At 67.3% G+C, this 25,633-nt stretch carries 30 protein-coding genes; 15 read left to right on the top strand and 15 right to left on the bottom strand.

Translation table 11 applies throughout. From position 1 onward, the window contains the following. The 4 genes from aspS to ACIQ0W_RS14030 all read right to left on the bottom strand — a co-directional run. On the bottom strand, positions 1 to 1,290 hold a 1,290-nt coding region (gene aspS / locus ACIQ0W_RS14045; RefSeq protein WP_396643337.1), incomplete at its 3' end, for an aspartate--tRNA(Asn) ligase. Positions 1,291 to 1,555: 265 nt separating this feature from the next. Beyond that, positions 1,556 to 2,113 (bottom strand): transposase, encoded by a 558-nt coding sequence (locus ACIQ0W_RS14040; RefSeq protein WP_396643336.1) that lies wholly within the window; start codon positions 2,111 to 2,113, stop codon positions 1,556 to 1,558. Further along, positions 2,094 to 2,612 (bottom strand): transposase, encoded by a 519-nt coding sequence (locus ACIQ0W_RS14035; RefSeq protein WP_396643342.1) that lies wholly within the window; start codon positions 2,610 to 2,612, stop codon positions 2,094 to 2,096. Before ACIQ0W_RS14035 ends, ACIQ0W_RS14040 begins: the two co-directional genes overlap by 20 nt. A 252-nt stretch (positions 2,613 to 2,864) precedes the next feature. Next, positions 2,865 to 4,169, bottom strand: a complete 1,305-nt coding sequence (locus tag ACIQ0W_RS14030) for a DUF222 domain-containing protein (RefSeq protein ID WP_396643335.1) — start codon at positions 4,167 to 4,169, stop codon at positions 2,865 to 2,867. A gap of 325 nt (positions 4,170 to 4,494) precedes the next feature. On the opposite strand from ACIQ0W_RS14030, the gene ACIQ0W_RS14025 reads away from it, so the two are divergent. Then, a complete protein-coding gene (locus tag ACIQ0W_RS14025) occupies positions 4,495 to 4,764 on the top strand; it encodes a putative glycolipid-binding domain-containing protein (protein WP_396643334.1) in 270 nt (89 codons plus the stop codon). 4 nt (positions 4,765 to 4,768) lie between these two features. Then, a complete protein-coding gene (locus tag ACIQ0W_RS14020; RefSeq protein ID WP_396643333.1) occupies positions 4,769 to 4,888 on the top strand; it encodes a putative glycolipid-binding domain-containing protein in 120 nt (39 codons plus the stop codon). 12 nt (positions 4,889 to 4,900) lie between these two features. Here the strand turns inward: ACIQ0W_RS14020 and ACIQ0W_RS14015 are convergent, their stop codons facing one another. Continuing rightward, positions 4,901 to 5,572, bottom strand: a complete 672-nt coding sequence (locus ACIQ0W_RS14015; protein ID WP_396643332.1) for a DNA-binding response regulator — start codon at positions 5,570 to 5,572, stop codon at positions 4,901 to 4,903. A 139-nt stretch (positions 5,573 to 5,711) separates the two neighbouring features. Here ACIQ0W_RS14015 and ACIQ0W_RS14010 point away from each other — a divergent pair, with 139 nt between their 5' ends. After that, a complete protein-coding gene (locus tag ACIQ0W_RS14010; RefSeq protein WP_396643331.1) occupies positions 5,712 to 5,987 on the top strand; it encodes a GlsB/YeaQ/YmgE family stress response membrane protein in 276 nt (91 codons plus the stop codon). A gap of 194 nt (positions 5,988 to 6,181) precedes the next feature. Here the strand turns inward: ACIQ0W_RS14010 and ACIQ0W_RS14005 are convergent, their stop codons facing one another. Continuing rightward, the gene (locus ACIQ0W_RS14005; protein ID WP_396643330.1) at positions 6,182 to 8,299 is read right to left on the bottom strand and encodes an MMPL family transporter; all 2,118 of its coding nucleotides are present in this window, start codon (positions 8,297 to 8,299) and stop codon (positions 6,182 to 6,184) included. A gap of 81 nt (positions 8,300 to 8,380) precedes the next feature. Between ACIQ0W_RS14005 and ACIQ0W_RS14000 the strand changes: the two genes are divergently transcribed. Then, positions 8,381 to 8,881: a MarR family winged helix-turn-helix transcriptional regulator gene (locus tag ACIQ0W_RS14000; RefSeq protein WP_396643329.1), complete on the top strand. Its 501-nt coding sequence runs from the start codon at positions 8,381 to 8,383 to the stop codon at positions 8,879 to 8,881. A gap of 15 nt (positions 8,882 to 8,896) precedes the next feature. Here ACIQ0W_RS14000 and ACIQ0W_RS13995 read toward each other — a convergent pair whose 3' ends face one another. Next, positions 8,897 to 10,222: a flavin monoamine oxidase family protein gene (locus ACIQ0W_RS13995; protein WP_396643328.1), complete on the bottom strand. Its 1,326-nt coding sequence runs from the start codon at positions 10,220 to 10,222 to the stop codon at positions 8,897 to 8,899. A 314-nt stretch (positions 10,223 to 10,536) separates the two neighbouring features. Here ACIQ0W_RS13995 and ACIQ0W_RS13990 point away from each other — a divergent pair, with 314 nt between their 5' ends. Beyond that, positions 10,537 to 12,222, top strand: a complete 1,686-nt coding sequence (locus ACIQ0W_RS13990; RefSeq protein WP_396643327.1) for an FAD-dependent oxidoreductase — start codon at positions 10,537 to 10,539, stop codon at positions 12,220 to 12,222. 202 nt (positions 12,223 to 12,424) lie between these two features. On the opposite strand, the gene ACIQ0W_RS13985 is transcribed toward ACIQ0W_RS13990, so the two are convergent. Continuing rightward, positions 12,425 to 12,724, bottom strand: a complete 300-nt coding sequence (locus tag ACIQ0W_RS13985; RefSeq protein ID WP_396643326.1) for a metal-sensitive transcriptional regulator — start codon at positions 12,722 to 12,724, stop codon at positions 12,425 to 12,427. A gap of 116 nt (positions 12,725 to 12,840) precedes the next feature. Here ACIQ0W_RS13985 and lgt point away from each other — a divergent pair, with 116 nt between their 5' ends. The 7 genes from lgt to ACIQ0W_RS13950 all read left to right on the top strand — a co-directional run bounded on the left by lgt (position 12,841) and on the right by ACIQ0W_RS13950 (position 17,702). After that, positions 12,841 to 13,743: a prolipoprotein diacylglyceryl transferase gene (gene lgt, locus ACIQ0W_RS13980; protein WP_396643325.1), complete on the top strand. Its 903-nt coding sequence runs from the start codon at positions 12,841 to 12,843 to the stop codon at positions 13,741 to 13,743. A 97-nt stretch (positions 13,744 to 13,840) separates the two neighbouring features. Continuing rightward, positions 13,841 to 14,185: a PadR family transcriptional regulator gene (locus ACIQ0W_RS13975; protein WP_396643324.1), complete on the top strand. Its 345-nt coding sequence runs from the start codon at positions 13,841 to 13,843 to the stop codon at positions 14,183 to 14,185. 1 nt (position 14,186) lies between these two features. Continuing rightward, positions 14,187 to 14,546 (top strand): DUF1048 domain-containing protein, encoded by a 360-nt coding sequence (locus ACIQ0W_RS13970; protein WP_396643323.1) that lies wholly within the window; start codon positions 14,187 to 14,189, stop codon positions 14,544 to 14,546. A gap of 2 nt (positions 14,547 to 14,548) precedes the next feature. Further along, a complete protein-coding gene (locus ACIQ0W_RS13965) occupies positions 14,549 to 15,343 on the top strand; it encodes an ABC transporter ATP-binding protein (protein WP_396643322.1) in 795 nt (264 codons plus the stop codon). Then, a complete protein-coding gene (locus ACIQ0W_RS13960) occupies positions 15,340 to 16,104 on the top strand; it encodes an ABC transporter permease (protein ID WP_396643321.1) in 765 nt (254 codons plus the stop codon). The genes ACIQ0W_RS13965 and ACIQ0W_RS13960 overlap by 4 nt, the downstream gene beginning before the upstream one ends. A 41-nt stretch (positions 16,105 to 16,145) precedes the next feature. Beyond that, a complete protein-coding gene (locus tag ACIQ0W_RS13955; RefSeq protein ID WP_396643320.1) occupies positions 16,146 to 16,856 on the top strand; it encodes a spermidine synthase in 711 nt (236 codons plus the stop codon). A gap of 33 nt (positions 16,857 to 16,889) precedes the next feature. Then, positions 16,890 to 17,702: a hypothetical protein gene (locus ACIQ0W_RS13950; protein ID WP_396643319.1), complete on the top strand. Its 813-nt coding sequence runs from the start codon at positions 16,890 to 16,892 to the stop codon at positions 17,700 to 17,702. A gap of 4 nt (positions 17,703 to 17,706) precedes the next feature. Here the strand turns inward: ACIQ0W_RS13950 and ACIQ0W_RS13945 are convergent, their stop codons facing one another. Beyond that, positions 17,707 to 18,258 carry a pyridoxamine 5'-phosphate oxidase family protein gene (locus ACIQ0W_RS13945; protein ID WP_396643318.1) on the bottom strand — a complete coding sequence of 184 codons (552 nt, stop codon included), beginning with the start codon at positions 18,256 to 18,258 and terminating at the stop codon, positions 17,707 to 17,709. Positions 18,259 to 18,364: 106 nt separating this feature from the next. Here ACIQ0W_RS13945 and ACIQ0W_RS13940 point away from each other — a divergent pair, with 106 nt between their 5' ends. Next, complete coding sequence (locus ACIQ0W_RS13940) at positions 18,365 to 18,982, top strand: cyclodeaminase/cyclohydrolase family protein (RefSeq protein ID WP_396643317.1); 618 nt, start codon at positions 18,365 to 18,367, stop codon at positions 18,980 to 18,982. Positions 18,983 to 19,119: 137 nt separating this feature from the next. Here the strand turns inward: ACIQ0W_RS13940 and ACIQ0W_RS13935 are convergent, their stop codons facing one another. The 3 genes from ACIQ0W_RS13935 to ACIQ0W_RS13925 are packed head-to-tail and all read right to left on the bottom strand — an operon-like array spanning position 19,120 to position 21,523. Continuing rightward, complete coding sequence (locus tag ACIQ0W_RS13935) at positions 19,120 to 19,755, bottom strand: NADPH-dependent F420 reductase (RefSeq protein WP_396643316.1); 636 nt, start codon at positions 19,753 to 19,755, stop codon at positions 19,120 to 19,122. Positions 19,756 to 19,808: 53 nt separating this feature from the next. Beyond that, on the bottom strand, positions 19,809 to 21,068 hold the full coding sequence (locus ACIQ0W_RS13930) for an RNA polymerase sigma factor (protein ID WP_396643315.1): 1,260 nt from the start codon (positions 21,066 to 21,068) through the stop codon (positions 19,809 to 19,811). A gap of 29 nt (positions 21,069 to 21,097) precedes the next feature. Then, entirely contained in the window at positions 21,098 to 21,523 is a 426-nt protein-coding gene (locus ACIQ0W_RS13925; protein ID WP_396643314.1) for a YciI family protein, read from the bottom strand. A gap of 221 nt (positions 21,524 to 21,744) precedes the next feature. Here ACIQ0W_RS13925 and ACIQ0W_RS13920 point away from each other — a divergent pair, with 221 nt between their 5' ends. Continuing rightward, on the top strand, positions 21,745 to 22,578 hold the full coding sequence (locus ACIQ0W_RS13920; protein WP_396643313.1) for an aldo/keto reductase: 834 nt from the start codon (positions 21,745 to 21,747) through the stop codon (positions 22,576 to 22,578). A gap of 10 nt (positions 22,579 to 22,588) precedes the next feature. Here ACIQ0W_RS13920 and ACIQ0W_RS13915 read toward each other — a convergent pair whose 3' ends face one another. After that, positions 22,589 to 22,996: a VOC family protein gene (locus ACIQ0W_RS13915; protein WP_396643312.1), complete on the bottom strand. Its 408-nt coding sequence runs from the start codon at positions 22,994 to 22,996 to the stop codon at positions 22,589 to 22,591. A 96-nt stretch (positions 22,997 to 23,092) separates the two neighbouring features. Here ACIQ0W_RS13915 and ACIQ0W_RS13910 point away from each other — a divergent pair, with 96 nt between their 5' ends. Further along, the gene (locus ACIQ0W_RS13910) at positions 23,093 to 24,352 is read left to right on the top strand and encodes an FAD-binding protein (protein ID WP_396643310.1); all 1,260 of its coding nucleotides are present in this window, start codon (positions 23,093 to 23,095) and stop codon (positions 24,350 to 24,352) included. Positions 24,353 to 24,377: 25 nt separating this feature from the next. On the opposite strand, the gene ACIQ0W_RS13905 is transcribed toward ACIQ0W_RS13910, so the two are convergent. Further along, complete coding sequence (locus ACIQ0W_RS13905) at positions 24,378 to 24,596, bottom strand: hypothetical protein (RefSeq protein ID WP_396643309.1); 219 nt, start codon at positions 24,594 to 24,596, stop codon at positions 24,378 to 24,380. Positions 24,597 to 24,622: 26 nt separating this feature from the next. Further along, a complete protein-coding gene (locus tag ACIQ0W_RS13900) occupies positions 24,623 to 25,582 on the bottom strand; it encodes a DNA-3-methyladenine glycosylase family protein (protein ID WP_396643341.1) in 960 nt (319 codons plus the stop codon). Between the last annotated feature and the right edge of the window lie 51 nt (positions 25,583 to 25,633).

Raw genomic sequence — 25,633 nt, 5'->3', positions numbered from 1 at the left:
CGACTCGCCGAGCAGCAGCATGAGCACGCGCGCGAGGCCCATGCCGAACCCGCCGTGCGGCGGGGCGCCGAAGCGGAAGAAGTCGAGGTAGAAGTCGAGGTGCTCGGGGTCGAGACCCTTCTCCTTCGCCTGCTCGATCAGGATGTCGACGCGGTGCTCGCGCTGTGCACCCGTCGTGATCTCGACGCCGTTGAAGAGCAGGTCGTACGACTTGGTCAGCCCGGTCTCTTCGTCGCGCATGTGGTAGAAGGCGCGGATCTGCGGGTGGTAGTCGGTGACGAACACGAACTGGTGCCCGAAGGTGTCCTGCGCCCACGCGGCGATCTGGCGCTCACCCTCGGGGTCGAGGTCGCCGTCGGTCCGCGGAACCTCGTAGCCGCGGGCCTTGACGATCTCGAGCGCCTCGGCAAGCGGGACGCGGGGGAACGGGATGGCCGGAACCTGCACCTCGACGCCGAAGAGCTCTTCGATCTCGGCGCCGTGCTTGTCTTTCACGGCCTGGAAGGCGAACTGCAGGAGCTCTTCCTGCATCCGTGCGACGTCTTCGTGCGAGTCGATCCAGCTGATCTCGGCGTCGATGGAGGTGAACTCGGTCGCGTGGCGGCTCGTGAACGACGGGTCAGCGCGGAAGGCGGGGGCGATCTCGAAGATCTTGCCGAAGCCGGCGGACTGCGCCATCTGCTTGAAGAACTGGGGGCTCTGCGCGAGGTAGGCCGTCTTGTCTTCGAAGTAGTCGAGCGAGAAGAGTTCGGCGTTCGACTCCGACGGGCTCGCCATGAGCTTGGGGGAGTGGATCTCGATGTAGTCGCGTTCGATCCAGTACGTGCGCATCGCGTGCTCGAGCGTGGTCTGCACACGGAAGATGAGGTTGTTGCGGCGCTGGCGCAGGTCGAGGAAGCGCCAGTCCATGCGCTTGTCGACGCTCGAGTCGGCCGCAATCGGGGTCTCGGGGTTCGCCGCCGCGGCGATGTCGAGGGTCGCGAGCTTGATCTCGACGCCGCCGAGCTTGACGCGCTCGTCGTGCTTGAGTTCGCCCGTCACGGTCAGGAAGGTGCCCGTCGCGAGTCCCGAGATCGTCTCGGTGAGGGCGAGGGCGGCGGATGCCTCGGGCGCGGCGTCTTCGGCGAGTTCGCGCGTCGCCGGGTTGACGAGCTGCACGGCGCCGGTTTCGTCACGCAGGATGACGAACTGCACCTTCTTCTGGTCACGGACGGTCTCGACCCATCCCGACACCGAAACGGTGCCGTCGGGCAGACCCTGAAGCTGGTTGACCAGTACGCGTTGACTCACGAGGGTTCAGTCTACGGGGGCTCGCTTCACGTCTGCCTGACGACCCGATCCCGCAGCCTTGTGGGGGAGCGGGTGACCGGGCGCCACAGCATCCGGGCATCGATCCAGGAAGGCGCGCGGACTTCGGGCACGCCCCGGTTCATGCGGATCGACCAGCCGTTTCGGTCGACGAATCTGTGGTGATACCAACAGAGGAGCACGCCGTTGTCCGTATGAGTCGGGCCGCCCTCGGCGTGGTCCGTGACGTGGATGCTCCTATGCATTGTCAAGTGCGGAGGAGGTCGGCTTGGAGAGCGTGGTAGAGCTCTCGGACGACGGCTCGTTTGAGGCAGCGGATGATTTCTTTCTTTGTCTTCCCGTCGGTGATTCGACGGGACATGTAGGCGCGGGAGGGTGCGTGCCATCGGAGTCTGTTGATCACGATCATGTGGATGGCGCTGTTGGCGTCTCTGTCGCCGCCGCGATGGAGTCGGTGTCGGGTGGTGTTGCCGGAACTGGCGGGGATCGGGGCGACGCCGCAGATGCGGGCCAGGGCTGATTCGGAGTGGAGGCGGTCAATGTTCTCGCCGGCGGTGGCGATGATTTGCCCGGCGACTTCGGGGCCGACCGCGTTCATGGCCATGAGGTTGGGGGCATGAGTGGTGAGTATTTCGCGCAGCTCTGCATCGGCGTCGGCGATTTCCTCGTCGAGGTGTTGGACGCGTCGGGCTAGGCGACGGAGCATGCGTTTGGCAGTCGCGGCGGGATCGTCACTGGTGTCGGTGATCCGCAGGCGAGCGCAGCGGACGACCAGAGCAGCGCGGTCATAGTCGCCCAGGCGCATCCGGAGGTCTTCCGGTGCGGACCAGAGGACGCCATGGATCTGGTTGATCGTGGATCGCCGAGCCTTCACTGCGCTGCGTCGGGTCGTTCGAATCAACCTGACCGCTTCGACAAACCCGTCCCGATCTTTCGGGACCGTGGTTGCTGTTTCGCTGAGTGTGGCGCGGGCGGCGTTGATCGCATCGATCGGATCTGACTTGCCTCGAGCGCGACGTTCTTTGACGGTTCTGGCGTGCGACTTCGATCACGGTGACGTTATGGGCTTGCAGATGTCGTTGCAACCCCGCGCCGTATGAGCCGGTTCCTTCGATCCCGATCCTCGCGATCGTCCCATGCCCGGCAAACCACGCCCGCATGCGTTTGTATCCGTCAGTGTTCGCGGCGAACTCCTGGTCTCCCAAGAGCTTCCCGGTTGCGGCGTCAACGATGGCCGCGTGATGGGTGAGCTTGTGAGTGTCGACACCGCCGACGATCACCCGCTCGCGAAGTTGATTTGTCATGCTGGTCTTACCGTCCTTCATCCGAGGGTGGTGAAATCATCGGCGTGACGGTCGGACAGCACAGAGACGGGCCTGTTCCAGCAAGCTCCTATCAAGTCACGGCCGTCACGTCGATGGCTGACGCCGGTCCTGACAGCGGCCGACAAATCCACGCAAAGACAGCCATCGGCGTCAATGAATCTCGGAGTCAAACCGCCACCAGGGTGAACCGGCAACCCCATCATCCCGCCAGAGCGCCAATGGATTTCTGGGTCAGGCAGCCATCAGGACCGGGCCACTCCCATGCTCTCTGTGGATCTCGCACCAGGCCGCGGGGACGTGGCATCCCGGGATGACGCATCCGCCGTCCCTCGCGATGATCGCGCGCCTCTGATGGGCGGTGAAGACGCGCTGCGGCCCGCCGAGTTCGATGATGCGGCCCTGGTCGTCGTGGACCAGACGTTGGATGCCGCCCGAGCACGCGATCTGCCTGGCGAACGTCGCTGGGATCGGCTGGGGGACGGCGTCGGCGCCGATGTCGTCGCTCAGGTGCGCGGCATCGAGCAGGCCGTACCCGTCGCGACGCTCGAGTTCGGAGGCGCTGATCGTCACGAGCAGCGTGGGTGCCGCACCGCCGATCGACGGCGACTCGGCCGCGCGCGCCGCCACCCCGAGGATCGCCGCGAGAGCGTCGTGCTGTCGCTGCGCCCGGGTGCGGGAATCGTCCCGCGCGTGCTCGCCGTCACGTTCGCCGGTCGTGTCTTCGGCGAACGCCGGACGGCCGTGGTCCGCGGTGCGCGGGCTGATCTGGGCGTCGAAGAGGCGTTGCAATTGCGCCGCAACGTCGATCGTCAGCGCCACCGAGAGGGGCGTCAGACCGTCCCGCTCGCGTCCGAGGGTGAGCCCGCGGCGGCGCATGGTGCGATCGGGGTCGGGGAGGACTCCGTCTGGATCGAGGTAGAGCGCCCAGAGCTTCGCCTGCATCCGGATCTCGTCGGCTGCGGCGGGTGGTGCGCCGTCGGGAGCTGTGCCCGTGGCGGCCGCAACCAACTCGCCCTCGGCGGCCGCGACCGCCTCAGCGCCGCATCGCTCGGTCAGAGGAGAGAGAGTGCCGGTGATGGCGACGAGCGCGTCGATGCCCAGTTCGCCGGCACCGAAGGCGACCCGAGCCGCGGGGAAGTCCGAGGGAAGCGGGCCCCCCGCGAGTCCGAATCTCGGCGCTACGTGCTGCCCGAGTCGCAACCGAGTCCGCGCCGTCGCACCCGAGACCGAACACAACCGCTCGAGCAGTTCGGCCGGGTTGCGGCATCCGAGGCGTGCACTCAGACTCTCCGAGCCCCGTTCGGGACCAGACCGGCGCCCGACCTCCGCGGCCGCGAGTGTTCGCAGCGCATCCGCCCGCCGGCCCAGCTCTTCCGCGACGCGCGTGAGCTCTAGGATCTCGTCGTCGCGCAACAGCGACAACTGTTCCCGCTCAGGCAACACGTGAGCGTCGAGCAGAGCGGATGCCTCGGCCACCGCAGCCTGCAACGCCGTGCCGACAGAGGCCTCGGTATCGCGGGGTGCGGTCGTGAACATGCCTCCAGAATCCCATCGACCACCGACATTGGCGTCCACAAAACACCCGGTCAAGAGTAGGTTCTGTGGATAACTCTCGGCGGCTGGCCGTGTGGAGGAGCGAACGAGCGAACCGGCGCAAGGAAGGAAAAAAGGACAAGAGTAAGGGCCGGTCAGAGAGGCTTCTGACCGGCCCTTGTCCCTTGCACCAAGAGTGTCCTGCAATCACATGTCGGAAGCTGCCACAGCAAACAACTTCCGTGCTTGCACTCTATAACGGGGAGATAACGATGAGCAAGGATTGTCGTTATGTTTCTGTGATTTTTGACGGAACGAGATTCGCCTCATGAAGCTGATGTCACCCCCTGCCCGCGCGAGTTGGACCCACCAGGGACTGCGGGAGGGCTTCGAGGTCGCTTTTTTCGATGATCGACGGGGGACGCATCGGCTGATGGGTCATACAACCGCCAACGAGTCGGGCGTTTTGTGGTCAGTCGGCTACGAGATCGCGGCGGACCTCTCGTGGAGGACTCTCGCCGTGCGAGCGGCCCACCTGAGCGTGACGGGAGCCGGTGACCTGGTGTTGACGCGAGACAACGAGGACCGTCACACGTGAACGCTTGCTGTTCCGCTATGAGTCATCGACGTTCGAGTTCGCGTGCGACATCCAGTACGACCGTGCGGGGCTCGTCGTCGAGTACCCCGGAATCGCCGTTCGAACCCCCGCAATTCGGGGGTGAGTCCGGCGAGCGTCACGGCCCACCCATCCAATGGTCGATCCGGTGGGTGTCGGGGGTGAATCCGTGGGCGACGCCGTACAGAACGGCCTGTGTGCGGCTCGTCGCGCCGATCTTGCGGTAGACCGACCGGATGTACGACTTCACCGTGTTCGGGCTCAGGTAGGTGAGGCTGGCGACCTCGGCGTTGCTCTTGCCCTGTGTGATCAGGGCCAGTATCTCGGACTCGCGATCGGTGATGCCGTCGAGCCGCCCCGGCCAGTCGAGTCCCGGCGCGCTGGGCGCACGGCGGCCCTGGTTGCTGATCACGAGCTCACCCGCGTGGACCGCTTCGATCGCGGCGACCAGCTGCGGGGCGGTCAGGGTCTTCGAGAGGTATCCGTGCACCCCCTGGCGTCGCGCCGACTCGATCAGCTCCGGGTGAAAGTTCCAGGTGTACATGACGACCCGGCGCGCACTCGGGTTCTTGATGAGCTCGGAGATCTCGTGGTGATCGGATTCCGGCTGCGCGAAGGAGTCGTACAACACGACATCCACAGAATCGCTGACACCCCTGTTTGCGTCGATCTCGGCCACCAGAACCCGGTCGCGGTATTCGTCGAACAGGTGCGCCAGTCCTTTCAGCACGACGTCGTAGTCGTCGACGAGGGCGACGGTGATGGGTCGCGCGTCCGGGGCGGTGGGCATACTCGAGTTTTACACCCCCAGGGGTGTGCCGTCACACCCCGAGGGGTGGTGAAGTCAGGTGTTGTCGCGCATCGCGGCACATCGCGCACCGAACGGTGCCCAACCCCTCCGCCGCTAGGCGGAGAGAAGAGGAGCAACCATGCTCGGTCTCATCATCAGCATCATCGTCATCGGTCTGATCGCCGGATTCATCGCCCGTGCCGTGGTGCCGGGCAAGCAGGATATGAGCATCCTGATGACCATCATCCTGGGGATCGTCGGTTCTTTCGTCGGCGGCTTCCTCGGGTTCCTGCTCTTCGGGCAGGACGCGGGCGACGGATTCTTCCAGCCGGCCGGCATCATCGGCTCCATCATCGCCCTGCTCGTGTACGTCATGGTGAGGGGTCGCGGCAACTCCGCACGCCGCCGTTCCTGACCCGACGAGCGCCCCGGAATACCTCGAGGGGCATCGCCGATGCACAAGTGAGGGCCGGTCAGAGAGGCTTCTGACCGGCCCTTATCCCTTGCACCAAGAGTGTCCTGCAATCACATGTCGGTAGCTGCCACAGCAAAACAACTACCGTGCATGCACTCTATAACGGCCAGGTAACGGTGAGCAAGGGTTCGTCGTTATCTTTTTGTGACTCTCCGAGCGGCCGGCGTCAGAGCGAGTGCATCCGCCCCGCGCGCCGCGGCATCCGCATCGCGGAGCTTCGGCTTACGCGGCCACCAGAAAGCGTCCTTGGTGATGAACGCGAGCGCCGGAACGACCACCGTGCGCACGAGCAGGGTGTCGATGAGCACACCGATGCAGACGATGATGCCAATCTGCGTCAACGTGATGAGCGGAAGCACCCCGAGTACCGCGAACACCGCAGCCAGCAGGATTCCGGCGCTCGTGATCACGGCGCCCGTTGCGGCGAGGGCGCGGATCATGCCCTGTGTGATGCCGAGGTGGTCGGACTCCTCCTTCGCTCGGGTCACGAGGAAGATGCTGTAGTCCACACCGAGTGCCACGAGGAACAGGAAACTGAACAGCAGCACGTTGGTGTCGATGGCGGGGAACCCGAAGAGCGGCGTCTGGAAGAGCCACCAGCTGAGCCCGATGGCGGAGAAGAAGCTCGCCACGACCGCCAGGAGCAGCAGCAGCGGGGCGACGAGCGCGCGCAGCAGCACGACGAGGACGATGAGCACGAGCACCAGAATCAGCGGGATGATCAAAGCCTGATCGCGGGCCTGCGCGTTCGTGACATCCAGGGCTTGGGCGTCGAGCCCACCCACCAGGCCCTCGCCGGTGCCGACGCCGTCGAGGGCAGCACGCATCCGCTCGACCGTGGCGAATGCCTCCTCGGTCTCGGCGTTCGCGCCGAGCGTGACGTCGATCCGGGCGAGGTTATCTGTCGTCTCCCCGATCGCCGCGGAGTCGACGCCGTCGAGGGCGGCCAGCGCACTCTCGGCCTCTTCGGCCTCGTCGAGGGGAACGATGACGATGGAGGGCGAGGTCGTTCCGGCCGAGAAAGCCTCGGCGAGGACCTCCTGTCCCTGAACGGCCTCGGGCTTCTGCAGGAATCTGTCGTTCTGTGAGAGCCCGGTCTGGACGAAGAACAGTCCGCTGGCCATCACGCCGAGCACGATGAAGCCCCCCGTGGCCACGATGATCGGACGCTTCGAAACCGCGCGGCCGAGCTTGCCCCAGACGCTTCGGGCGATCGCGTCGGGCGACCCGAAGCGCGGAACGTAGGGCCAGAAGAGCCCACGCCCGAACAGCACGAGCGCCGCGGGAAGGACGAACAGGGCGAAGATCATCGCGACGACGATGCCGACCGCGCACGCCAGCCCGAGTGCCCGGTTGCCGGCGAGCTCGGCGAGAAGCAGCGTCAGCAGCGCGAGCGCGACGGTCGAGCCGCTCGCGATGATCGCGGGGCCCGCTCCGCGCAGCGCGCGCTGCATCGCGACCCGGCGATCCTCGTGCAGGCGTAGCTCATCGCGATACCGCGCGATGAGCAGTAGGGCGTAGTTCGTTCCGGCTCCGAAGACGAGCACCGACAGGATGCCGGTGACGGATGCATCGAGCTGCACGCCGACCGCGCTCGCCACCTGTCGCGCGACGATGCCGGCGAGCCCGTCCGCGACCCCGATGACGACGAGTGGGACGAGCCACAGCCAGGGGCTGCGGTAGGTGATGAGCAACAGCACGGCCACGACGATCACGGTTGTCAGAAGAAGGGTGAAGTCTGCCCCCGCGAAGACGGCAGCGATATCGACCTCGAATCCCTCGGCTCCGGTCAAATAGACCCGTACCCCGTCGAGATCCGCGGATGCCGCATCGCGGAGTTCCTGGGCGCGCTCGCTCTGCGCGGCGACGTCGGACTCGGGATCGAGCGGTACGACGACCAGGGCGACCGTTCCGTCGTCCGAGACCTGCGCGGGCGGAACAAATCCCTCGCGGGAGAGGTTAGCGAGCTCGCCCATGGCGTTCTCGTTGATCAGGGCGAGCGTGTCGGCGTCGAGCTCGCCCTCATCCGACGCGAAGACCAGCAGGGCCGAGGTGTCGTCGGCGCTCGGAAACTCTTCGCGCAGCTGATCGACCTGGACGGACTCGGCGCTGTCGGGCAGGCCGACCGAGGGTGCCGTTTCGGACTCTTCGCCGCCCGCGATGCTGAACAGCGCGGCCGCTGCGAGACCCGCCAGGACGAGCACGATCCATGACGTCTTGGCGGATGTGATGAAGCGCAGCAGGCCGCTCATGGGGGTTCTCCACGTCTGTGAAAGTTATTTGAAGATCAAACTATATGACTATCGAACGAATGTAGCGATATCGTGGGTCTCATGCAACCGAGGCACGGCGACAGTCCAGGCGCGGACGCGTCCGGGTTCTCTCCGACCCGTCCGGCCACGGCGTCGTTGCGGGAGTTCATCGAACTCACCGATCAGTTCGAGCGTGCGATAGCAACCGAGCTCGAGGTCAATCCGACGGATCTGGCGGCCATGGAGCATCTGCTCATGGGTGGTCCGCTGGGGCCGACCGAGCTGGCGCGGCGCGTGGGCATCTCTGCCGGCGCCGCGACGACATCGATCGACCGGCTCGTCGCGCTCGGTCACGTGACGCGCGAGCCCCACCCCACGGATCGCCGCGGCACTCTCGTTGTGCCGCAGCCCGCTTCGCGCGACCGCGCGATGGGGCGGCTCATGCCGATGATCATGGGCATCGACGGCGAGCTCGACTCGTTCACCGATGCCGAGCAGGAGGTCATCACGCGGTATCTGGCCCAGGTGGTCGAGCGATTGCGGATGCACGCAAGTCCCCGGGCATCCGAAGTCGAAAGCTGAGCTGCGCGCCGCAGGTCAATCCATCCAGAGTCGCTCGATCGGGATCTCACGACCCAGGATGCGTGTCGCCGCACGGTGTCCCGAGCACATCGCCGCGGTGACGGTGGCCGGGTCATCCGTCCACGTCGCCTCGCCCGCCAGGTGCAGGACGCCGCCGATCGGGGTAGCCAGGGCGTCGTGGTCGTCGGTCGTCGACCCGAGTGTCATGTACGCATACGAGCCTCGGGCGAACGGGTCGCCCTGCCAGTCGGTGATGTGGACGTGGGACGGTTCCTCGACGCGGTCGCCGTAGAGCCGACGCAGCTGCGCGAGCACGGACTCGACGACCCGGTCGTCCTCCCAGCTTCGTATCTCGCTGCCCGCGGGTCCCGCCGCGAAGGTCAGCAGCGTGGGCTCCCCGTGCAAGGCGGTCAGGTCGTACCACGAGTGCCACCAGCGTCCTTCGGGGCCCTGCTGCCGGATCGCGTACACGCCCTCGTCCCAGAACTTCGTCGGGAAGCGCAGGAACACCTTCTCGAAGGCGTTCATCGTCAGGCGGCCGAGAGCGCCCGCGACAGGCTCGGGCAGCGCGGGCTCGATCGTGAAGTCCTCGGATTGCAGCACGCCGACAGGCGCGGTGACCACCGCATCGCGTGCGGCGAATGTTCCGCGATCGGTCGTCATGACGACTCCATCGGTGCTCCACTCGACGCGAGACACCACGTGCTCGAGTCGCACGTCGAGCCCCTGCGCCAACCTCGTCGCCAGAACGTCGTACCCCTGCGGGAACACCACTTCGTCGCCGTCGATCGAGTCGTCGTCGAGCCCGTGGGCCGCGAGGTCTTCGATCCATGCCCCGTACTGTTCCTCGGCACGGTGCTCGAGGTATTCGCGGACACGCTGGACGCGTTCCTCGCTCCAGTTCTGAAGTGCCAGGGCTGCTTCTGTCACGTCGCGGTACGAGGCATCCGGGCTCGATGAGGCGATTACGCCGACGAGCGCCGCATCGACGGCGTGGATGTCGGAGACGTACGCCCCCGTGGCTGCGTCGGAGAGGGGGTTCCCGTCGGGCCCGTAGTGGGCGATCGGGCGACTGTCGGGCTGATAGCCGCCGACCGTGAACTCGACCATCGGCATTCCGAACGCGTGCCCCGCGGCCGCGACGGGGGAGTCGGTGATGCCGTGGATCCAGGATGCGCCCAGGTCGGTGACGAGCCCGTCGCTGCGGTCGGTGTGTACGCGGCCTCCCACGCGGTCGCGCGCCTCGAGGATCACGACGCGGCGCCCGGCCGTCGTCAGCAGGCGCGCTGCGGTCAGTCCCGCGATGCCCGCGCCGACGACGATCGTGTCGAAAATGTCCACGGCGAACCCTCTCTCGACGCGCCCTCGTGGCGCGATCCGACGTTATCGCCCGGTGTTGTCGAGCGCGAGGGGGCGGTGGTTCGACATCGTCCAGCATACCCCGGGGGGTATGCTATTCTGAGGTCGAACGACGAGAGGAATCAGTCATGTGCAGTCCGGTGGCGTGCGATGTGTGCGGAAAGACGACGTGGGCCGGATGCGGCCAGCATGTGGAAGAGGCGCTTCGCGGCGTCCCCGAGAACCAGCTCTGCGCGGGGCATGATGTCGCCGCGTAGGGGCATGCGCTCCCTGGCGACGGGTCTGGAGATCGTCCCATGAGGATCGTGATCGTCGGCGGCGTTGCGGGCGGCATGAGCGCCGCCGCGCGCGCACGTCGGCTGGATGAGTCGGCCGAGATCATCGTGCTCGAGCGCGGCCCGCACGTATCGTTCGCGAACTGTGGCCTGCCCTATTTCGTCGGGGGCGAGATCGAAGATCCCGCGAAGCTCCTCGTGCAGACCCCGGAGTCACTTCGTGCGGCCCTCGCGCTGGATGTTCGTCCCGGGCACGACGTCATCGCCGTCGACACGGCGGCGAAAAACGTGACCGCATCGACCGCGAACGGTCTCGAGGTCATCGACTACGACGCCCTCGTGCTCGCTCCGGGGGCGGCCGCGGTCATCCCCGAGATCCCCGGAATCAGCTCGTCCCGGGTCCGCACGCTCCGCACCGTCGACGACGCCCTCGCGCTGCGCGACACCGTCACGGGAGGCGCTCGCCGCGCCGTCGTGCTCGGTGCCGGGTTCATCGGTGTCGAGGCTGCCGAGGCTCTGGCCGCAAGCGGGCTCGAGGTGTCGATCGTGCAGAGCTCCGCGCATCCGCTCAGTCCCTTCGAGCCCGAACTGGCCTGGCTGGTCTCGCAAGAGCTGCAAACGATCGGAATCGACGCGCACGTCGGCACGGCCGCAACCGCGATCGAGGAAGGCGCAGGCCACGACACGGTGGTGCTGTCGGATGGCTCCCGCCTGGCCGCCGACATGATCGTGCTCTCCGTCGGGGTTCGCCCGGATACGGCGACCTTCGAGCGCGCGGGCATCGCGTGCGAGCGCGGTGCGATCCTGGTGGATGGCCACGGCCGGACGAGCGTGCCCGGGGTCTGGGCCGTTGGAGACGCGACGCTCAGCGTCGATCCGATCACGGGCGCCCGTCATCCTGTGGCCCTCGCGGGACCTGCCAACCGTGCTGGACGTCTGGTGGCGGATGACATCCTGCGGCCCGCGACGGCGCGAGCCATCCCGCCCGCGCTCGGTACGGCGATCGTTCGCGTGGGATCTCTGACCGCCGCCCTCACGGGCGCGAACCGTGCCGCTCTCCGGGCGCACGGCATCGCTCACACCACCTTGCATCTGCACGCGAACCAGCACGCCGGGTACTTCCCGGGCGCCAGCCAGATTCACCTCGTCGTGCATATCGATCCCGACAGTGGGCGCCTCCTCGGCGCGCAGGCCGTCGGTGCCGAGGGAGTCGACAAGCGGATCGACGTGCTCGCCACGGCCATCCGCGCGGGCATGACCGTGGATGAACTCATCGATCTCGACCTGGCCTACTCGCCCCCCTACGGGCAGGCGAAGGATGCCGTCAACCTCACCGGCATGGTGGGCGAGAACGTTCTGAACGGAACCCTGTCGCTCTGGTACGCCGACGACCTCGACGAGGTGCTGCGCACCGCTCTCGTCCTCGACGTGCGCCGCCAGGACGAATGGATCACGGGTCATGTACCGGGGGCGCTCCACGTTCTGCACACCGAGTTGCGCGAGCGCATCGACGAGGTGCGCGAGCACGCAGCAGGGCGACCGGTGCGCGTCATGTGCGCCTCGGGCGTGCGGTCGGCGATCGCTCACCGCGTCCTGACCCAGGCGGGGCTGGACTCCGCATCGCTCTCGGGGGGCATCCTCACCCTGAAGGCCTCACTCGGCGCTCGCGCCGGCGATGTCCTCGTGGTCGAGGAGGCCGTTCGATGACTCACACAACAGGAGATCAGCCATGTGTTACCAGGTGACGTGCAAGAAGTGCGGCAAGGCGACGTGGGCCGGGTGTGGCCAGCACGTCGACCAGGTGATGCGCTCGGTACCCCGCTCGCAGCGCTGCGAGGGCCATGCGATGGAGCCGTCCTCCGGGTTCTTCGCGCGGCTCTTCGGCCGCTGAGGTCGTCGCCGAGTCGGCTCAGGCCAGGGTGAGGAAGAGCTTCTCGAGTTCGTCCGGCGTCATCGACTCGTCCTGAGGGTCGGCGATGCAGGTGCGCATCGCCGACGCGACGATCGCATAGCCGGCGCGATCGAGGGCCTTCGATACGGCAGCCAGTTGGATCACGATGTCCCGGCAGTCCACGCCGGATTCGACCGCGTTCACGACGGCACTGAGCTGCCCCTGCGCCCGGCGCAGGCGGTTGACGATCTTGCGCTGCTGCGCGATCAGCTCGGCCTCACGGTCGGCCGCTGATTCGGATGTCGCGGGTTCGTTCACGGGGAGCCTCCTGGTGCCGCACGCCGACGGCGTAGCGGGGTTCACGCCATTATTCCACGGATAACGGATACCCCGCTGGGTATTTCTGACAGGAATCGAGACTAGAGTTGCGCCTTGTGCATCCGATCAGCATCCCGAGCCCCGACCCGGTCTTCGCCCAGTTCTCCCTCGGCCCGCTGACGATCCACACCTACGCGTTGTGCATCATCGCGGGCATGATCGCCGCGGTTCTGTTCACCCAGCGTCGACTCGGCACCCGGGGCGCGGCCCCGGGAACGGTCCTCGACATCGTCATCTGGGCCATACCTCTCGGCATCGTCGGGGCGCGTTTTTATCACGTGTTCACGCACGTCGGCGATTACTTCTACCCGGGTGCGAACATCTGGGCGATTTTCGCGATCTGGGATGGCGGCAACGCCCTGTACGGCTCGTTGTTGGGCGGGGCGGTGGGTGCGTGGATCGGATGTCGCATCTCCGGCATTCGCCTGTGGTCGTTCGCCGACGCGCTCGCCCCTGCGATGCTGGTGGCGCAGGCGATCGGGCGCCTCGGCAACTGGTTCAACCATGAGTTGTTCGGCCTGCCGACCACCCTGCCGTGGGGGCTCGAGATCGAATCGTCGAACCCGAAGTTCCCCGAGGGACTCGCCGAGGGAACGCTGTTCCACCCGCTGTTCCTCTACGAGATGATCTGGAACCTCGTCGGCGTCGCGATCATCCTGCTGCTCGAGCGTCGCATCGCGCTGCGCTGGGGCAAGGCGTTCGCCGTGTACCTCATCTGGTACGGCCTGGGCCGCAGCTGGCTCGAGGCGATCCGCATCGACCCGACGAGCGACGGATTCCTCGGCATCCCCGCGAACGTGTGGGCATCCTTCGTGGCGATCGCCCTCGGTGTGGCGCTGTTCGTGGTGCAGTGGATCCGCCACCGTGAGCCGGAGGCGAGCATCTTCCGCGACGGCGTCGGCCCTGCGGTGGCGAACGACGAACCCGCCGCCGCGGGGACTGGCGTCGACAAGGCCTGAGCCCGCCTTTCTCGCAAACGGATGCTTGACGCATCCGTAGTACTCAGTGTTACTATGTACCGGTACCTAGTGACAATGAGTAATGAGGCGATATCGGATGGGCAAACAGGCGACCGAGATGCTCAAGGGCGTCCTCGAGGGGATCGTGCTCGCGATCCTCGCCACGCAGGCTGCGTACGGGTACGAGATCACGGCGCGGCTGCGTGACGAAGGATTCACCGACATCGCCGAGGGCACGGTCTACGCGCTCCTGATCCGCATCGAGCAGCGCGGACTCGTCGATGTGGAAAAGGTGCTCTCAGAGAAAGGCCCGCCCCGCAAGGTCTATCGACTCAACGCGCAGGGCCGGGAACAGCTCGACGAGTTCTGGGGAACGTGGAGCTTTCTCACCACGCGTCTCGAACAGCTCCGCACCGCATCGACCGAGACCGAAGGGAACTGACATGTGGATCGAGAAATTGACCGGCGACCTCGCCGACAAGAAGCACTACCGCGAATACAAGGCGCGGGTGAAGGCACTGCCCGAGCCTTACCGCGAGGCCGCAACGGGTCTCGAGCGCTACCTGATGTATCTGGGCCCGAGCGATGACGGCAAGAGCCTGATCGCCATGCTGGTCGATCTCGCCGAGTTCTTCGAGCAGGGCGTTGCGGACGGGACGTCTGTGCGTGACCTGGTCGGCACCGATCCGGTCGAGTTCGCCGAGACATTCATGCAGAACTACGGCGGAGGCAGTTGGATTCGCAAGGAGCGTGCGCGCCTCGAGAAGACGATCGATCACGCCGTCGAGGAAGAGGGTCGCTGAGCATGTCCGCCGCGGCCATCACGGTGCGAGGAATCAAGAAGTCCTTCGCGGATGTCTCGGTGCTGCGCGGCGTCGATGTCGATGTCGAGGCGGGCAGCATCTTCGCTCTGCTCGGCTCGAACGGCGCGGGCAAGACGACGCTCGTGCGGATCCTGTCGACACTGCTGAAGGCGGACGCAGGCACGGTATCCGTCGCCGGGTTCGATGTGTCCACGGCTGCCGCCGACGTGCGCCAGTCCATCAGCCTGACCGGCCAGTTCGCGGCGGTCGATGAGGTACTCACCGGCCGCGAGAATCTCATCCTGGTGGCGCGTCTGCGGCACCTGAAGGATCCAGGCACGATCGCTGACCGCCTGCTCGCGCAGTTTTCGCTCGTCGAGGCCGGCGGTCGTCGCGCCGGGACGTACTCGGGTGGCATGCGCCGTCGGCTGGACCTCGCGATGAGCCTGATCGGTGATCCGCCGGTCATCTTTCTCGACGAACCCACGACAGGCCTCGACCCGCAGGCCCGCATCGAGGTGTGGCGCGCGATCACCGAGCTCGCCCGGGGCGGCACGACCGTGCTGCTGACAACGCAGTACCTCGACGAGGCCGAGCAGCTCGCCGACCGCATCGCGATCCTTCATCGGGGCACGATCATCCAGAGCGGCACCCTCGCCGAGCTGAAGAAGCTCCTGCCCCCGGCAAAGGTCGAGTACGTCGAAAAGCAACCGTCTCTGGAGGATGTCTTCCTCGCGCTGGTCGGAGCGCCGGAAGATCCCGAACGAACCGACGCATCCGAAGGAGATCCGTCATGAGCACCCACGTCGTCGCCGATACGCGCGTTCTCACCGGTCGGTCGCTGCGACACATTCTGCGCAGCCCCGACACCATCATCACGACAGCCGTCACACCCATCGCCCTGATGCTGCTGTTCGTCTTCGTGCTCGGCGGTGCGATCAACACCGGGTCGGGGGAGTCTTACGTCAACTACATCCTCCCCGGCATCCTGCTGATCACGATCGCGTCCGGAGTCGCGTACACCGCGTACCGACTGTTCCTCGACATGCAGGGTGGCATCTTCGAACGCTTCCAGTCGATGCCGATCGCTCGCTCGAGCGTCCTGTGGGCCCACGTCCTGACGTCTCTCGTCGCGAACCTCGTCTCCATCGCGCTCGTCATCGGCGTCGCGCTGTTGCTCGGATTCCGGACGGGGGCGTCGGTCGGAGCGTGGCTCGCAGTAACGGGCATCCTGATCCTGTTCACGCTGGCGCTGACGTGGATCGCCGTCATCGCGGGGCTCTCGGCCAAGACCGTCGACGGTGCGAGCGGCTTCAGCTACCCGCTGATCTTCCTGCCCTTCATTAGCTCGGCGTTCGTGCCGACCGACTCGATGCCGGGCCCGGTGGCGTGGTTCGCCGAGAACCAGCCGGTCACATCGATCGTCAACACGATCCGCTCGTTGTTCGCCGGCCAGCCCGTCGGCGGCGAGATCTGGATCGCCCTGGCCTGGCTCGCGGGCATCCTCGTGGTCGCCTACGGCTTCGCGATCGTGATCTATCGGCGCAAGGTCCGCTGAGCGGCAGCGTAGGGTGTGACGTCACCGGAAGGCGGACGGCGATGATCGTGCGATTCGAAGAGCTCGACTGGCAAGAGACGCGGATGGGAGAGCTGACCCTCCGGCGCCGCACCGACAGCGAGACCGGCGAACTCATCTACGAGGTCAAGCTCGGCGATGAATACCTCATGTCGAGTCTGTTCACCGTCGCCGAGGAAGAGTTGGCTCGGCTCGGCCTCGCGGCGACCGTCGGCGACTCTCTTACGGTGCTGGTCGGGGGACTCGGCCTCGGGTACACCGCCGTGACGGCGCTCGCGGACGCTCGCGTCGTCCACCTCGATGTGATCGACGCCCTCCCGGCGGTCATCGGATGGCACGAGCGACACCTGCTGCCCGTATCGGCCACGCTCGTGGATGACCCGCGCACGGCACTCGTGCACGGTGACTTCTTCGCGGTCATGCGTCGTCCCGCCGAACGGGACGAGGTACTGTACGACGCCATCCTGCTCGACGTCGACCACTCGCCCCGGCACACCCTGGACCCCACCCATGCCGACCTGTACACAGAGACGGGGCTCAGGCATCTCGCCGATCGCCTGGCCGATCGGGGGGTCTTCGCGCTGTGGTCGGACGATCCGCCCGATGCCGACTTCCAGACGGTGCTCGCCTCGGTGTTCGACGAGGCCCGAGCCCACGAGGTGACATTCGACAACCGGCTGACCGGCGGTACGTCGTCGAACACGGTGTACGTCGCGCGGCGCCGGTCGATCTGACGTGTCGGACGCGGCACGGCAGAATGGGTCGGGATGGACGACCAGCTGATCGACGAACTCCGGATGCTGCGGACCCGGGCGTACGGCCCGGATCCCGACATCCATCACGATCCGTCCGCCCTGGCCCGTCTCCAGGACCTCGAACGCCTCGCCCGCGGACCCGAGATCGAGCAGCTGCCGCCGAAGCCGCCACTGCCCCCGCGGACCGAGCCTGTCGTTGAGGTCGCGCCGCTCCTCTCAGCGGAGCCGACCCCCGACGGGGTCGCGCATGACGAGGTCGCGGCTGACTCCATCGCGTCAGAGTCGCCGGTCGCGCGAGCCGGGACGTGGTCGAAGAAGCGCATCGCCATCACCTGGCTCGCGTCGCTGGCCGTGGCGATCCTGGTCACGGCGACCGTCACGGGGTTCGTGTCGCGGCGCGTCCAGGCGGATCCGCGTGAGGTCGCCGTGCTGGGAATCGACGCGTTCGCCGAGTGGCCGGGCATCTTCGCGAACTATACGGAAGCCGGTGAGCTGGAGTCGGGCCTGCCCGATGGGGGAGTGGCGTTTCAGGCTTTTCACGGGCTGTCGTTCTTCCGGATGGAGAACGGGATGTTCGCCTACGGGTTCGATCAGTCATGTCTGCTGGTTGTCGAGTCCGCGAAGATAGACAGTGATTCCGACGGCTTCAACGGGGCGATCTTCAACGGGTGTGCCGCCGGGGGATTCCCCGCAACCGTCGAACTGGTCGTGGGTACCAGCAACCAGGAGCTGCCCGAGGAACTCCTCGAGGCTTTTCCCGAGGGCACCGGCCTGCAGTTCGTTCTCGAGGGCGACGAAGTCGTCGTGCTCAGCGACCAGGACTGACCACCTACGCCTTCGGGGGAGGGTGGTGCGGAATCGGCCGCGGCGGCTGTGCCCGCTTCGAGTTGATGATGGGCCCGGTCCTGGGCGTCGTATCCGACGAACCCGCACCGCGAATCCTGATTCGGCGGCCACTGATCGTGACCGGGCGCAGACGAATCACGTAGGGCTTGCCGCCCGAGTTCACCGACGCGAGCCGCAGGACACCGGATGCCTCGATCTCGGCATCCGTCGCCGCATCAACGTCCGTCTCCAGGCGTGCAGCGGTACCGCGAGCGACAACACTCCAGCGGTATTCGTCGTCCTCCCCGTCGATTTCGACCGCGGCCTCGGGGCGCTCGGCGATGACGCTCAGCTTGGACCCCTCGGCCGAGCGGGCGTACAGCGCGCCGTCGTGGGCGAGGACGTTAAGGGGGAAGACATCCGGCATTCCATCCGCGCCCGTGACGGCCAGACGCCCGATTGTCGGAGCGTCGAGCAGACTCCAGCACTCCTCGGCACTCAACCGCTCGAAGGCGTGCGCTCCCGACGCCCCGGGCCCACCGTTCGATCGAGTCATCGCACGTGCCTCCGTTCGATCACTTCGATTCAACTCCGTTGACCCGCGCACCGCTAGGGGTCAACCCCTCGAACGAAGAAGTCGAGCGCGGCTAGGGTCATGGCCCATGACCGACGAATCGCGTGTGCCCGTGTCTCTCTCACTCGATGCCTGGTTGGATCGCCTCTCGCAGCGCGGCGGCGAGCCCGGCGGTGGGGCGGCCTCGGGCGTGATGATGGCGATCGGAGCCGCTCTGCTGCACATGGTCGCGGCATACACGCCCGACGACGAACCTGCGCAGCAGAGCGGCCAGCGCTCGATCGAACTCCGGGTCCAAGCGTTGCAGGCGGCGGAGGATGATGGAGTCCGCTCGGCCGCCCTAGGCGCTGCGCTCGCGGCCGAGTCCTCCCCGGAGCGGGACGAGCGCATCGTGGCGACGGGCACGGCGGGCGCCGAGTCATCCGCGACTCTGGTCGGGATCGGCACTGCGCTCGCCGCCGATCTGCGCGTGCTCGCCGACCGCGGCAACCCGCACCTGATCGCCGATGTCGCTGTCGCGGCTGAGGCGATCGGCGCGGGTCTCGGCGGCGCACTGACGAATCTCCGCGCGTGCCTGACCCTCGCCGGGCGACATCTGCCCGATGGTGAGACCGAGCTGCCGGTCGACTTCGGTGACGCGATCGAAGCCGGCACCGCGGCGCGAGCCGACGTCGCGCGCCTCGCGCGCTCCGTCGAGCAGGAATAGGTCGGTTAGGCGTTCAGCCGCGTTCGCAATTCAGTCTGTGCGGTCCGGCTTGGAGTGCCAGGGCCGCAACGACGGGCATCTTTGGCCGTGGCACTCACGCACAGACTGAATTGTGAACCGAGATCGACCGCGGCGGCTCAGCGCTCCGCGGCCGCCAGGTTGTCCCGAAGCTCGTCCGCATTCTGACGGACGCCGTATGCCGGAGTGTCCCGCTCGACGCGCCAGCTGTCCGCGAGGGGTCCGATGTTGACCGTGTCGTATCCGAAGGCGTCGTAGAGGTCGGTCACGAACTGGGCCGCCTCGTCCGAGTCGCTGGCCGTGGCGAGAGCACGGCGGCTGGGCGTGCCCGTGGGGGTCCCGTCCGTCAGGATCTCCGCGGCGCCGATGTGATTGAACGCCTTGGCGACCTTCGACTCGGGCAGGTGACGCTGCAGCATCTGCGAGGTCGTCGTGCGCTTCTCGTCGAGCTCGGGGATTCGCCCGTCGCGCTCCCAGTAGTAGTTGTTCGTGTCGAGCACGAGCTTGCCCGCGAGCGGCACCACCGGAATGGTGTCGAGCGCCTTCAGCGGGACCGTCACGATGACCCACTCGCCCGCCTCAGCGGCCTGCTCCGGCGTTCCGGCGCTGGCGCCGGTGCCGAGTGTGGCGACGAGATCGGTGAGGGTCTCGGGCCCGCGCGAGTTGCTGATCACGACCTCGTAGCCGCGGTCGATCAGCCCCTGTGCGAGTGCCGATCCGATGTTTCCTGCTCCGATGATTCCTACGCGTGTCATGTGGGTGTGAACGCTCAGGAACCGCTCGTGAATTCCCCGGGTGGTCCTCGAGATCACAGCGCAGCGGCCTTCGCCTCGAGAACGGCTCGTTCGCGCGCGTTCGCCGTCAGCCCGGCGGCAGTGAACAACTCGGAGCGCGCCTCCGACATGCGGCCGAGCCGGGCGAGCAGTTCGCCGCGAACGCTCGGCAAGAGATGGGATCCGCGCAGGGCGCCGTCCGAGGCCAATCCGTCGACGATCCGCAGGGCGCTTGCCGGGCCTGTGCACATCGAAACCGCGACCGCGCGGTTGAGTTCGACGATCGGACTCGGCGCGATCCGCCCTAACGCCTCGTACAGGATCACGATGCGCTCCCAGTCGGTCTCGGCGACGCTCGGGGCGGCGGCGTGGCATTCGGCGATCGCCGCCTGCAGGCCATACGGGCCGCGCCCGCGGCCGCCGGCGCGGCCCGAGGCGTCCGCTCGCCGGAGCGCCGCACGACCCCGCGCGATCTGCGCGCGGTCCCACCTCGTACGGTCCTGGTCTGCCAGCAGGATGGGCGATCCGTCCGCCGCGGTGCGGGCGGCGAAGCGGGATGCCTGCAGCTCCATGAGAGCAAGAAGCCCCTGGGTCTCGGGTTCGCGGGGAACGAGGCCGGCGAGCACGCGCCCCAGCCGGAGCGCCTCGTTCGCCAGATCTTCGCGCACCCAGCGGTCCCCCGACGTGGCCGCATACCCCTCCGTGAAGACGAGGTAGATCACGCTCAGCACCCCGGTCAGACGCTCTGACCACGCGGCAGGGTCGGGCACCTCGAACGGGACGGCCGCGGCGGCGAGCGTCTTCTTGGCGCGGGTGATGCGGGCCTGGACGGTCGCAACGGGCACGAGCAGCATCCGAGCGATCTCTTCCGAGGTCAGCCCGCCGACGACTCGGAGCGTCAGCGCGACCTGCGACTCGCGCGAGAGAACCGGGTGACAGGCGACGAAGATCAAGCGCAACACGTCGTCGTCGATCGGCTGCCAGGTCTCGGCGTGGTCCGACCTCTCTGTTTCTTCGGCCAGGTCGTGAGCGAGGGCGGCGTAGCGGTCGTCCCGTCGCTCGCGCCGCCGCCAGCCGTCGATCGCCCGGCGCTTCGCGACCGTGGTCAGCCAGGCTCCGGGATTGCTCGGCACGCCACGGTCGGGCCACTGCTCGAGCGCCTCGACCACCGCCTCCTGTGCCAGGTCCTCCGCCAGACCGAGGTCGCCCGTGGCCTTCGCCAGTGCGGCGACGACCCGGGCGCCCTCGATGCGCCACACGGCGTCGACGTGGCGACGAATGTCTCGCTGGGTCATGTCACGTGGTCTTGTTCACTCGGTCTTGTTCACTTCGTGCCGAGCTCCTCGCGCCACTGCTCTTCCTTCTGCACGTACTCGTTGTCGGCGTAGTCCGCGAAGTCCGACTCGTCCGTCACACGGCGCACCTCGAGCTTGCTGCCGGGTCCGAGCGGGCAGCGCTTCGCCCACTCGGCGGCCTCTTCCTTCGAGGATGCCTGGATGATCCAGAACCCGTTGAACAGCTCATGCGTTTCGCCATACGGGCCATCGGTGACGATCGGGGTCTCGCCCGCGAAGTCGACCACGAAGCCCTCCTTCGCGTCGGAGAGGCCCTCGCCCGCGAGCAGCACCCCCGCCTTCATCATCGACTCGTTGTACGCGCCCATCGCGTTGATCACGGCCTCGAAGTCCATGGACTCGTAGTCCTTCGCGGCGGCCTCGTTCGATCGCATGATCAGCATGAATTTCGGCATCGTCTGCTCCTCTGTGTCATCGGCCGATCTCCGGCCACCGGGTGGGCGCTCGTGCGTCCTCCTACTATCGCGTCGAACGGCGACGAGCGGAATCGACATCGTCCCGGAGGATTCCCGAGGTCGGTCTGCCACCGGGCACGCGTCAGCGGCGGACTGTGACCGAATGAGGCCCGCGCGTCAAGGGGTCGCTCGCCGTTCCGAATGTGGGCCAGGATGTGAGGATGCTCTCCATCCCCGAAGTAACCCTCAACGATGGTCACCGCTTCGCCGCGCTCGGACTCGGCACGTATGGGCTGCGTGCCGAAGAAGGCATCGAGTCGGTCGCTGCGGCAATCAATTCCGGGTATCGACTGCTCGACACCGCCCTCAACTACGGGAATGAATCCGAGGTCGGCGACGGCATCCGCCGCAGCAACGTCGACCGCGATGAGCTGATCGTGACGAGCAAGCTCCCCGGCCGCGACCACGGCTACCACGAGACCATCGCGAGCGCCCAGGCCTCGCTGGCCGCGCTCGGCCTCGACCGTATCGATGTCTACCTGATCCATTGGCCGAACCCCCGCGTCAACAAATACGTCGACTCGTGGAAGGCCATGATCCACCTCCGCGACGAGGGTCTGCTGCGTTCGATCGGCGTCTCGAACTTCACGATCGGGATGCTCGATCGTCTCGCCGACGAGACGGGTGTCGTGCCGGCGGTCAATCAGGTCGAGCTGCACCCGTACTTTCCGCAAGCGGAGCTTCGGGCCTATCACGCGGCTCACGGCATTCGGACCGAAAGTTGGAGCCCGCTCGCCAAGCGCAGCGAACTGCTGAACGAGTCGATCGTGCAAGAGCTGGCAGAGGTGCACCGCGTCACGCCTTCGCAGGTCGTGCTGCGGTGGCACGTCGAGCTCGCGAGCACCCCGATCCCGAAGTCGGCTGACCCCGACCGTCAGCGCGAGAACGCCGACGTGTTCGGCTTCTCGCTCGACGCCGAGGATGTCGCCGCGATCTCGGCGCTCGAACGCGGTCGGCTCTGGGATGGAGACCCCGAGACGCACGAGGAGTTCTAGCGGGGCTGGTTCAGCTCGCGTTGAGCGCGACCATCCAGTCGATCCCGAATCGGTCGGTGAGCATGCCGAAGCGGCCACCCCACGGCGGAGTCTCGAACGGCATGCCGACGGTTCCGCCCTCCGCCAGCGCGTCCCAGTAGCGCTCCAGCTCGGCCTCGTCGTCGCCGCTGATCGAGACCGAGACGCCCGCCGCAGGCGTGTACGGCATGGAGCTCGGTGTGTCGGCCGCCATGAGGACGAATCCTGCGGGCGTTTCGAGCTGACCGTGCATGATCAGGTCGTTTTCGCTGGGGTCCTGGCCCATGTCGAACGCGGCGAAGGTGTCGAGGGCCAGTTCGCCGCCGAACACCGAGTGGTAGAACTCGAGGGCGGGGCGTGCCTGGTCCCGGAACGAGATGTACGGGTTGAGGCGGGTCATAACGGTGCTCCTGTCGTGACGCGATTTCCGCGCTTCTGCGGCTCGCTCAGTGTCTTCCCTGCCTCCGACATCCGCAAGACCCCCGAGAATGGAGGGATGTCTCAGCAGAACTGGTCGGGAAACATCCGCTTTCGCGCGCGTGCCGTCGAGTCACCGACGGACCTCGATCAGCTCCGTCGGATCGTGACCGACAACCCGCGCGTGCGAGCTCTCGGCTCGCGGCACTCCTTCAACGACATCGCCGACACCGACGGGGTTCTGGTCGACCTCTCGGGCCTCGAGGTTCGGTGGGAGATCGACGCGGACTCCCACTCCGCGTGGGTACCCGCCGCGGCCCGCTACGCGGAGATCGCCGCGGCGATCGAGCGTCAGGGTCTGGCGCTGCGCAACATGGGGTCGCTGCCGCACATCTCGATCGGCGGTGCCATTGCGACGGGCACGCACGGATCGGGCGACGGCAACCGGGTGCTCGGCGCATCCGTCATCGGCCTGGAGATCGTCCGCGCCGACGGACGCATCGAGATCCTCGAGCGCGAGGATCCGCGCCTCGAAGGATCAGTCGTAGGTCTGGGCGCGCTCGGCATCACCACGCGCGTGCGCCTGGACCTCGTGCCTTCCTTCGACGTGCGGCAGGACATCTTCGTGAACGCGCCGTGGGACGAGGTGCTCGCCCGGTTCGACGCCGTGATGGGGTCGGGTTACAGCGTGAGCCTGTTCATCGCCGACTGGGGGACGGACGTGGTCGACCAGGTCTGGCTCAAGTCGGTGGTCGGCGCGACCAGCGCCGAGCCGGCGCTTCCCGCCGGGGTCACGGCCGAGCGAGCGACCCGCCAGATCGGCCCCATCGCATCCGGTCCCACCGACTCCGTGACCCCGCAGCTGGGTGAACCGGGGCGCTGGCTCGATCGGCTGCCTCATTTTCGCCGGGACGCGCCGCCGAGCAACGCGGGCGACGAGTTGCAATCGGAATACTTCGTGGCGCGAGAGGATGCCCCGGCGGCGCTCGCCGTGCTGCGAACTCTGGCCGTGAGCGTCTCGCCGGTGCTTCTCGTCTCCGAGGTTCGGAGCATCGCCGCGGACGATCTGTGGCTCAGCGGAGCCTACGGCCGCGACACGATCGCTCTGCACTTCACGTGGCGGAACGATCCGGACGGCGTCGCGGCGCTGCTGCCGACCATCGAGACGGCGCTCGCACCCTTCGACGCGCGCCCCCATTGGGGAAAGCTTTCGGCCACGGGCGGCGGCGCATCCGTCGACCGTTATCCGCGCGGCGGGGACTTCCGTGCGCTCGTCGCGGCAGAAGACCCCGAGGGACGGTTCTCGAACGAGTACCTGCGGCGCGTCCTCGGTTCCTGAGGGGTGCGGGGCCCGGAGGCGTGAGTCAGAGCTGGATGCCGTGGTTCTCGTCGTTCACGCCGGCATTGCGCCCGCGCCACGACTCGTACGCGATGAGCCAGCCGAGGGACACGGCGACGCCGATGACGAGGCCCAGCCAGACGTTCGAGAGGCCGAAGCCCACGAGAGCGCCCGCGATGAGCAGGCCGATGGTCCCGAGCAGCCACTGCACACGGCCGCGCGGCCAACGCTTCTGTCCTGACATGTCCCCAGCCTAGGGGGAGGTGCCGGTCAGCGCGCCCGGTGGTCTTCGGGGTGGAGGCGAGGTCCTCGGCGCTCTTCGCGGACCCCGCTCATGCGGATCAGCCGGATGGCCCGCTGACGCTGTCCCGCCCACGGTTCGAGCAGTTCGAGCATGCCGTCATCGTCCACGCGGTGTCCCGTGAGCGCGTAGCCGACCTCATGGGCCAGGTGATAATCGCCGACGCTCACGGCGTCCGGATCCCCGAACGCCCGGATGCGTGTCTCGGCCGCCGTCCACAGGCCCACGCCGCGCAAGCTCGTGAGCACGCGGTCGCGATCCGGGCCTGCGCGGGCGCGCTCTGCGGCGGCCACGAGCGAGCGGCCGACACGAGCCGCGCCGACGATGGTGCGCGCCTGCGGCGGCTCGAGACCCGCCCGATGCCACGACCAGGAGGGGACGTTCCGCCATCCTTCGATCGTCGGCGGGGCGTGCAGGCGCACCGGCGTGGGCCCGGGGGCCGGCTCGCCGTGCCAGCGCACGAGACGGCGCCAGGCGGCGAACGCCTGCATCCCGGTGACCTTCTGCTCGATGATCGCGCCGGCCAGCGCGTCGAAGACGAGGTCCGTGCGCCCGAGCCGGAGTCCGATGCTGCGTCGGTGGGTGTCCCGCAGGAGAGGATGGCCGTGGTGGTCGAAGGCGTCGGGGTCGTCGGAAGCGCCGCACAGGTCGGGAACCTGGGCGAGCGCCCAGTTTGCCCCGTTCCCCCAGGCGGCAGCCCGGACAGCGCCCGAGGCATCCTGCCGCAGGGCGACCGTAGCCGTGCCCTCGGGGGTGCGGCTCGCACGCCAGATCACCGGGCCGTCCTGCAGGATCGTCGGATCGCCGCCCCCGCGGCGTTGGAACATCACGACTTGGGTCATATTGAGCGGGTGCGAGGGGCGGTAGATGGTCTCGATCGGCCGATCCGAGACGCGTCCGGTTGCGCTCACCGGCATGCCCATCGCCATGGCCGCCGTTGTCGTGGCCCCCGTCGTCATCGCTCCACCATACGGCGCCCG

The sequence above is a fragment of the Microbacterium sp. genome (genome assembly GCF_044340635.1).
Classification (GTDB): domain Bacteria; phylum Actinomycetota; class Actinomycetes; order Actinomycetales; family Microbacteriaceae; genus Microbacterium.
Note: the sequence above shows the minus strand (reverse complement) of the source record. Positions and strands in the feature narration are given on the sequence as shown.

What these genes read in the sequence shown, in the direction of transcription:
- ACIQ0W_RS14040 (WP_396643336.1), bottom strand. Translation starts at nt 2,113, where the DNA reads ATGCGCCTGGGCGACTATGACCGCGCTGCTCTGGTCGTCCGCTGCGCT.
- ACIQ0W_RS13930 (WP_396643315.1), bottom strand. Translation starts at nt 21,068, where the DNA reads ATGACCCAGCGAGACATTCGTCGCCACGTCGACGCCGTGTGGCGCATC.
- ACIQ0W_RS13905 (WP_396643309.1), bottom strand. Translation starts at nt 24,596, where the DNA reads ATGTCAGGACAGAAGCGTTGGCCGCGCGGCCGTGTGCAGTGGCTGCTC.
- ACIQ0W_RS13970 (WP_396643323.1), top strand. Translation starts at nt 14,187, where the DNA reads ATGTGGATCGAGAAATTGACCGGCGACCTCGCCGACAAGAAGCACTAC.
- ACIQ0W_RS13955 (WP_396643320.1), top strand. Translation starts at nt 16,146, where the DNA reads ATGATCGTGCGATTCGAAGAGCTCGACTGGCAAGAGACGCGGATGGGA.
- ACIQ0W_RS14015 (WP_396643332.1), bottom strand. Translation starts at nt 5,572, where the DNA reads ATGCCCACCGCCCCGGACGCGCGACCCATCACCGTCGCCCTCGTCGAC.
- ACIQ0W_RS13935 (WP_396643316.1), bottom strand. Translation starts at nt 19,755, where the DNA reads ATGACACGCGTAGGAATCATCGGAGCAGGAAACATCGGATCGGCACTC.
- ACIQ0W_RS14025 (WP_396643334.1), top strand. Translation starts at nt 4,495, where the DNA reads ATGAAGCTGATGTCACCCCCTGCCCGCGCGAGTTGGACCCACCAGGGA.
- ACIQ0W_RS14005 (WP_396643330.1), bottom strand. Translation starts at nt 8,299, where the DNA reads ATGAGCGGCCTGCTGCGCTTCATCACATCCGCCAAGACGTCATGGATC.
- ACIQ0W_RS13920 (WP_396643313.1), top strand. Translation starts at nt 21,745, where the DNA reads ATGCTCTCCATCCCCGAAGTAACCCTCAACGATGGTCACCGCTTCGCC.
- ACIQ0W_RS14035 (WP_396643342.1), bottom strand. Translation starts at nt 2,612, where the DNA reads ATGACAAATCAACTTCGCGAGCGGGTGATCGTCGGCGGTGTCGACACT.
- ACIQ0W_RS13925 (WP_396643314.1), bottom strand. Translation starts at nt 21,523, where the DNA reads ATGCCGAAATTCATGCTGATCATGCGATCGAACGAGGCCGCCGCGAAG.
- ACIQ0W_RS14030 (WP_396643335.1), bottom strand. Translation starts at nt 4,169, where the DNA reads ATGTTCACGACCGCACCCCGCGATACCGAGGCCTCTGTCGGCACGGCG.
- ACIQ0W_RS13990 (WP_396643327.1), top strand. Translation starts at nt 10,537, where the DNA reads ATGAGGATCGTGATCGTCGGCGGCGTTGCGGGCGGCATGAGCGCCGCC.
- ACIQ0W_RS13960 (WP_396643321.1), top strand. Translation starts at nt 15,340, where the DNA reads ATGAGCACCCACGTCGTCGCCGATACGCGCGTTCTCACCGGTCGGTCG.
- ACIQ0W_RS13965 (WP_396643322.1), top strand. Translation starts at nt 14,549, where the DNA reads ATGTCCGCCGCGGCCATCACGGTGCGAGGAATCAAGAAGTCCTTCGCG.
- ACIQ0W_RS13945 (WP_396643318.1), bottom strand. Translation starts at nt 18,258, where the DNA reads ATGACTCGATCGAACGGTGGGCCCGGGGCGTCGGGAGCGCACGCCTTC.
- ACIQ0W_RS13975 (WP_396643324.1), top strand. Translation starts at nt 13,841, where the DNA reads ATGGGCAAACAGGCGACCGAGATGCTCAAGGGCGTCCTCGAGGGGATC.
- ACIQ0W_RS13915 (WP_396643312.1), bottom strand. Translation starts at nt 22,996, where the DNA reads ATGACCCGCCTCAACCCGTACATCTCGTTCCGGGACCAGGCACGCCCC.
- ACIQ0W_RS13950 (WP_396643319.1), top strand. Translation starts at nt 16,890, where the DNA reads ATGGACGACCAGCTGATCGACGAACTCCGGATGCTGCGGACCCGGGCG.
- ACIQ0W_RS14000 (WP_396643329.1), top strand. Translation starts at nt 8,381, where the DNA reads ATGCAACCGAGGCACGGCGACAGTCCAGGCGCGGACGCGTCCGGGTTC.
- ACIQ0W_RS13940 (WP_396643317.1), top strand. Translation starts at nt 18,365, where the DNA reads ATGACCGACGAATCGCGTGTGCCCGTGTCTCTCTCACTCGATGCCTGG.
- ACIQ0W_RS14010 (WP_396643331.1), top strand. Translation starts at nt 5,712, where the DNA reads ATGCTCGGTCTCATCATCAGCATCATCGTCATCGGTCTGATCGCCGGA.
- ACIQ0W_RS13900 (WP_396643341.1), bottom strand. Translation starts at nt 25,582, where the DNA reads ATGGCGATGGGCATGCCGGTGAGCGCAACCGGACGCGTCTCGGATCGG.
- ACIQ0W_RS13910 (WP_396643310.1), top strand. Translation starts at nt 23,093, where the DNA reads ATGTCTCAGCAGAACTGGTCGGGAAACATCCGCTTTCGCGCGCGTGCC.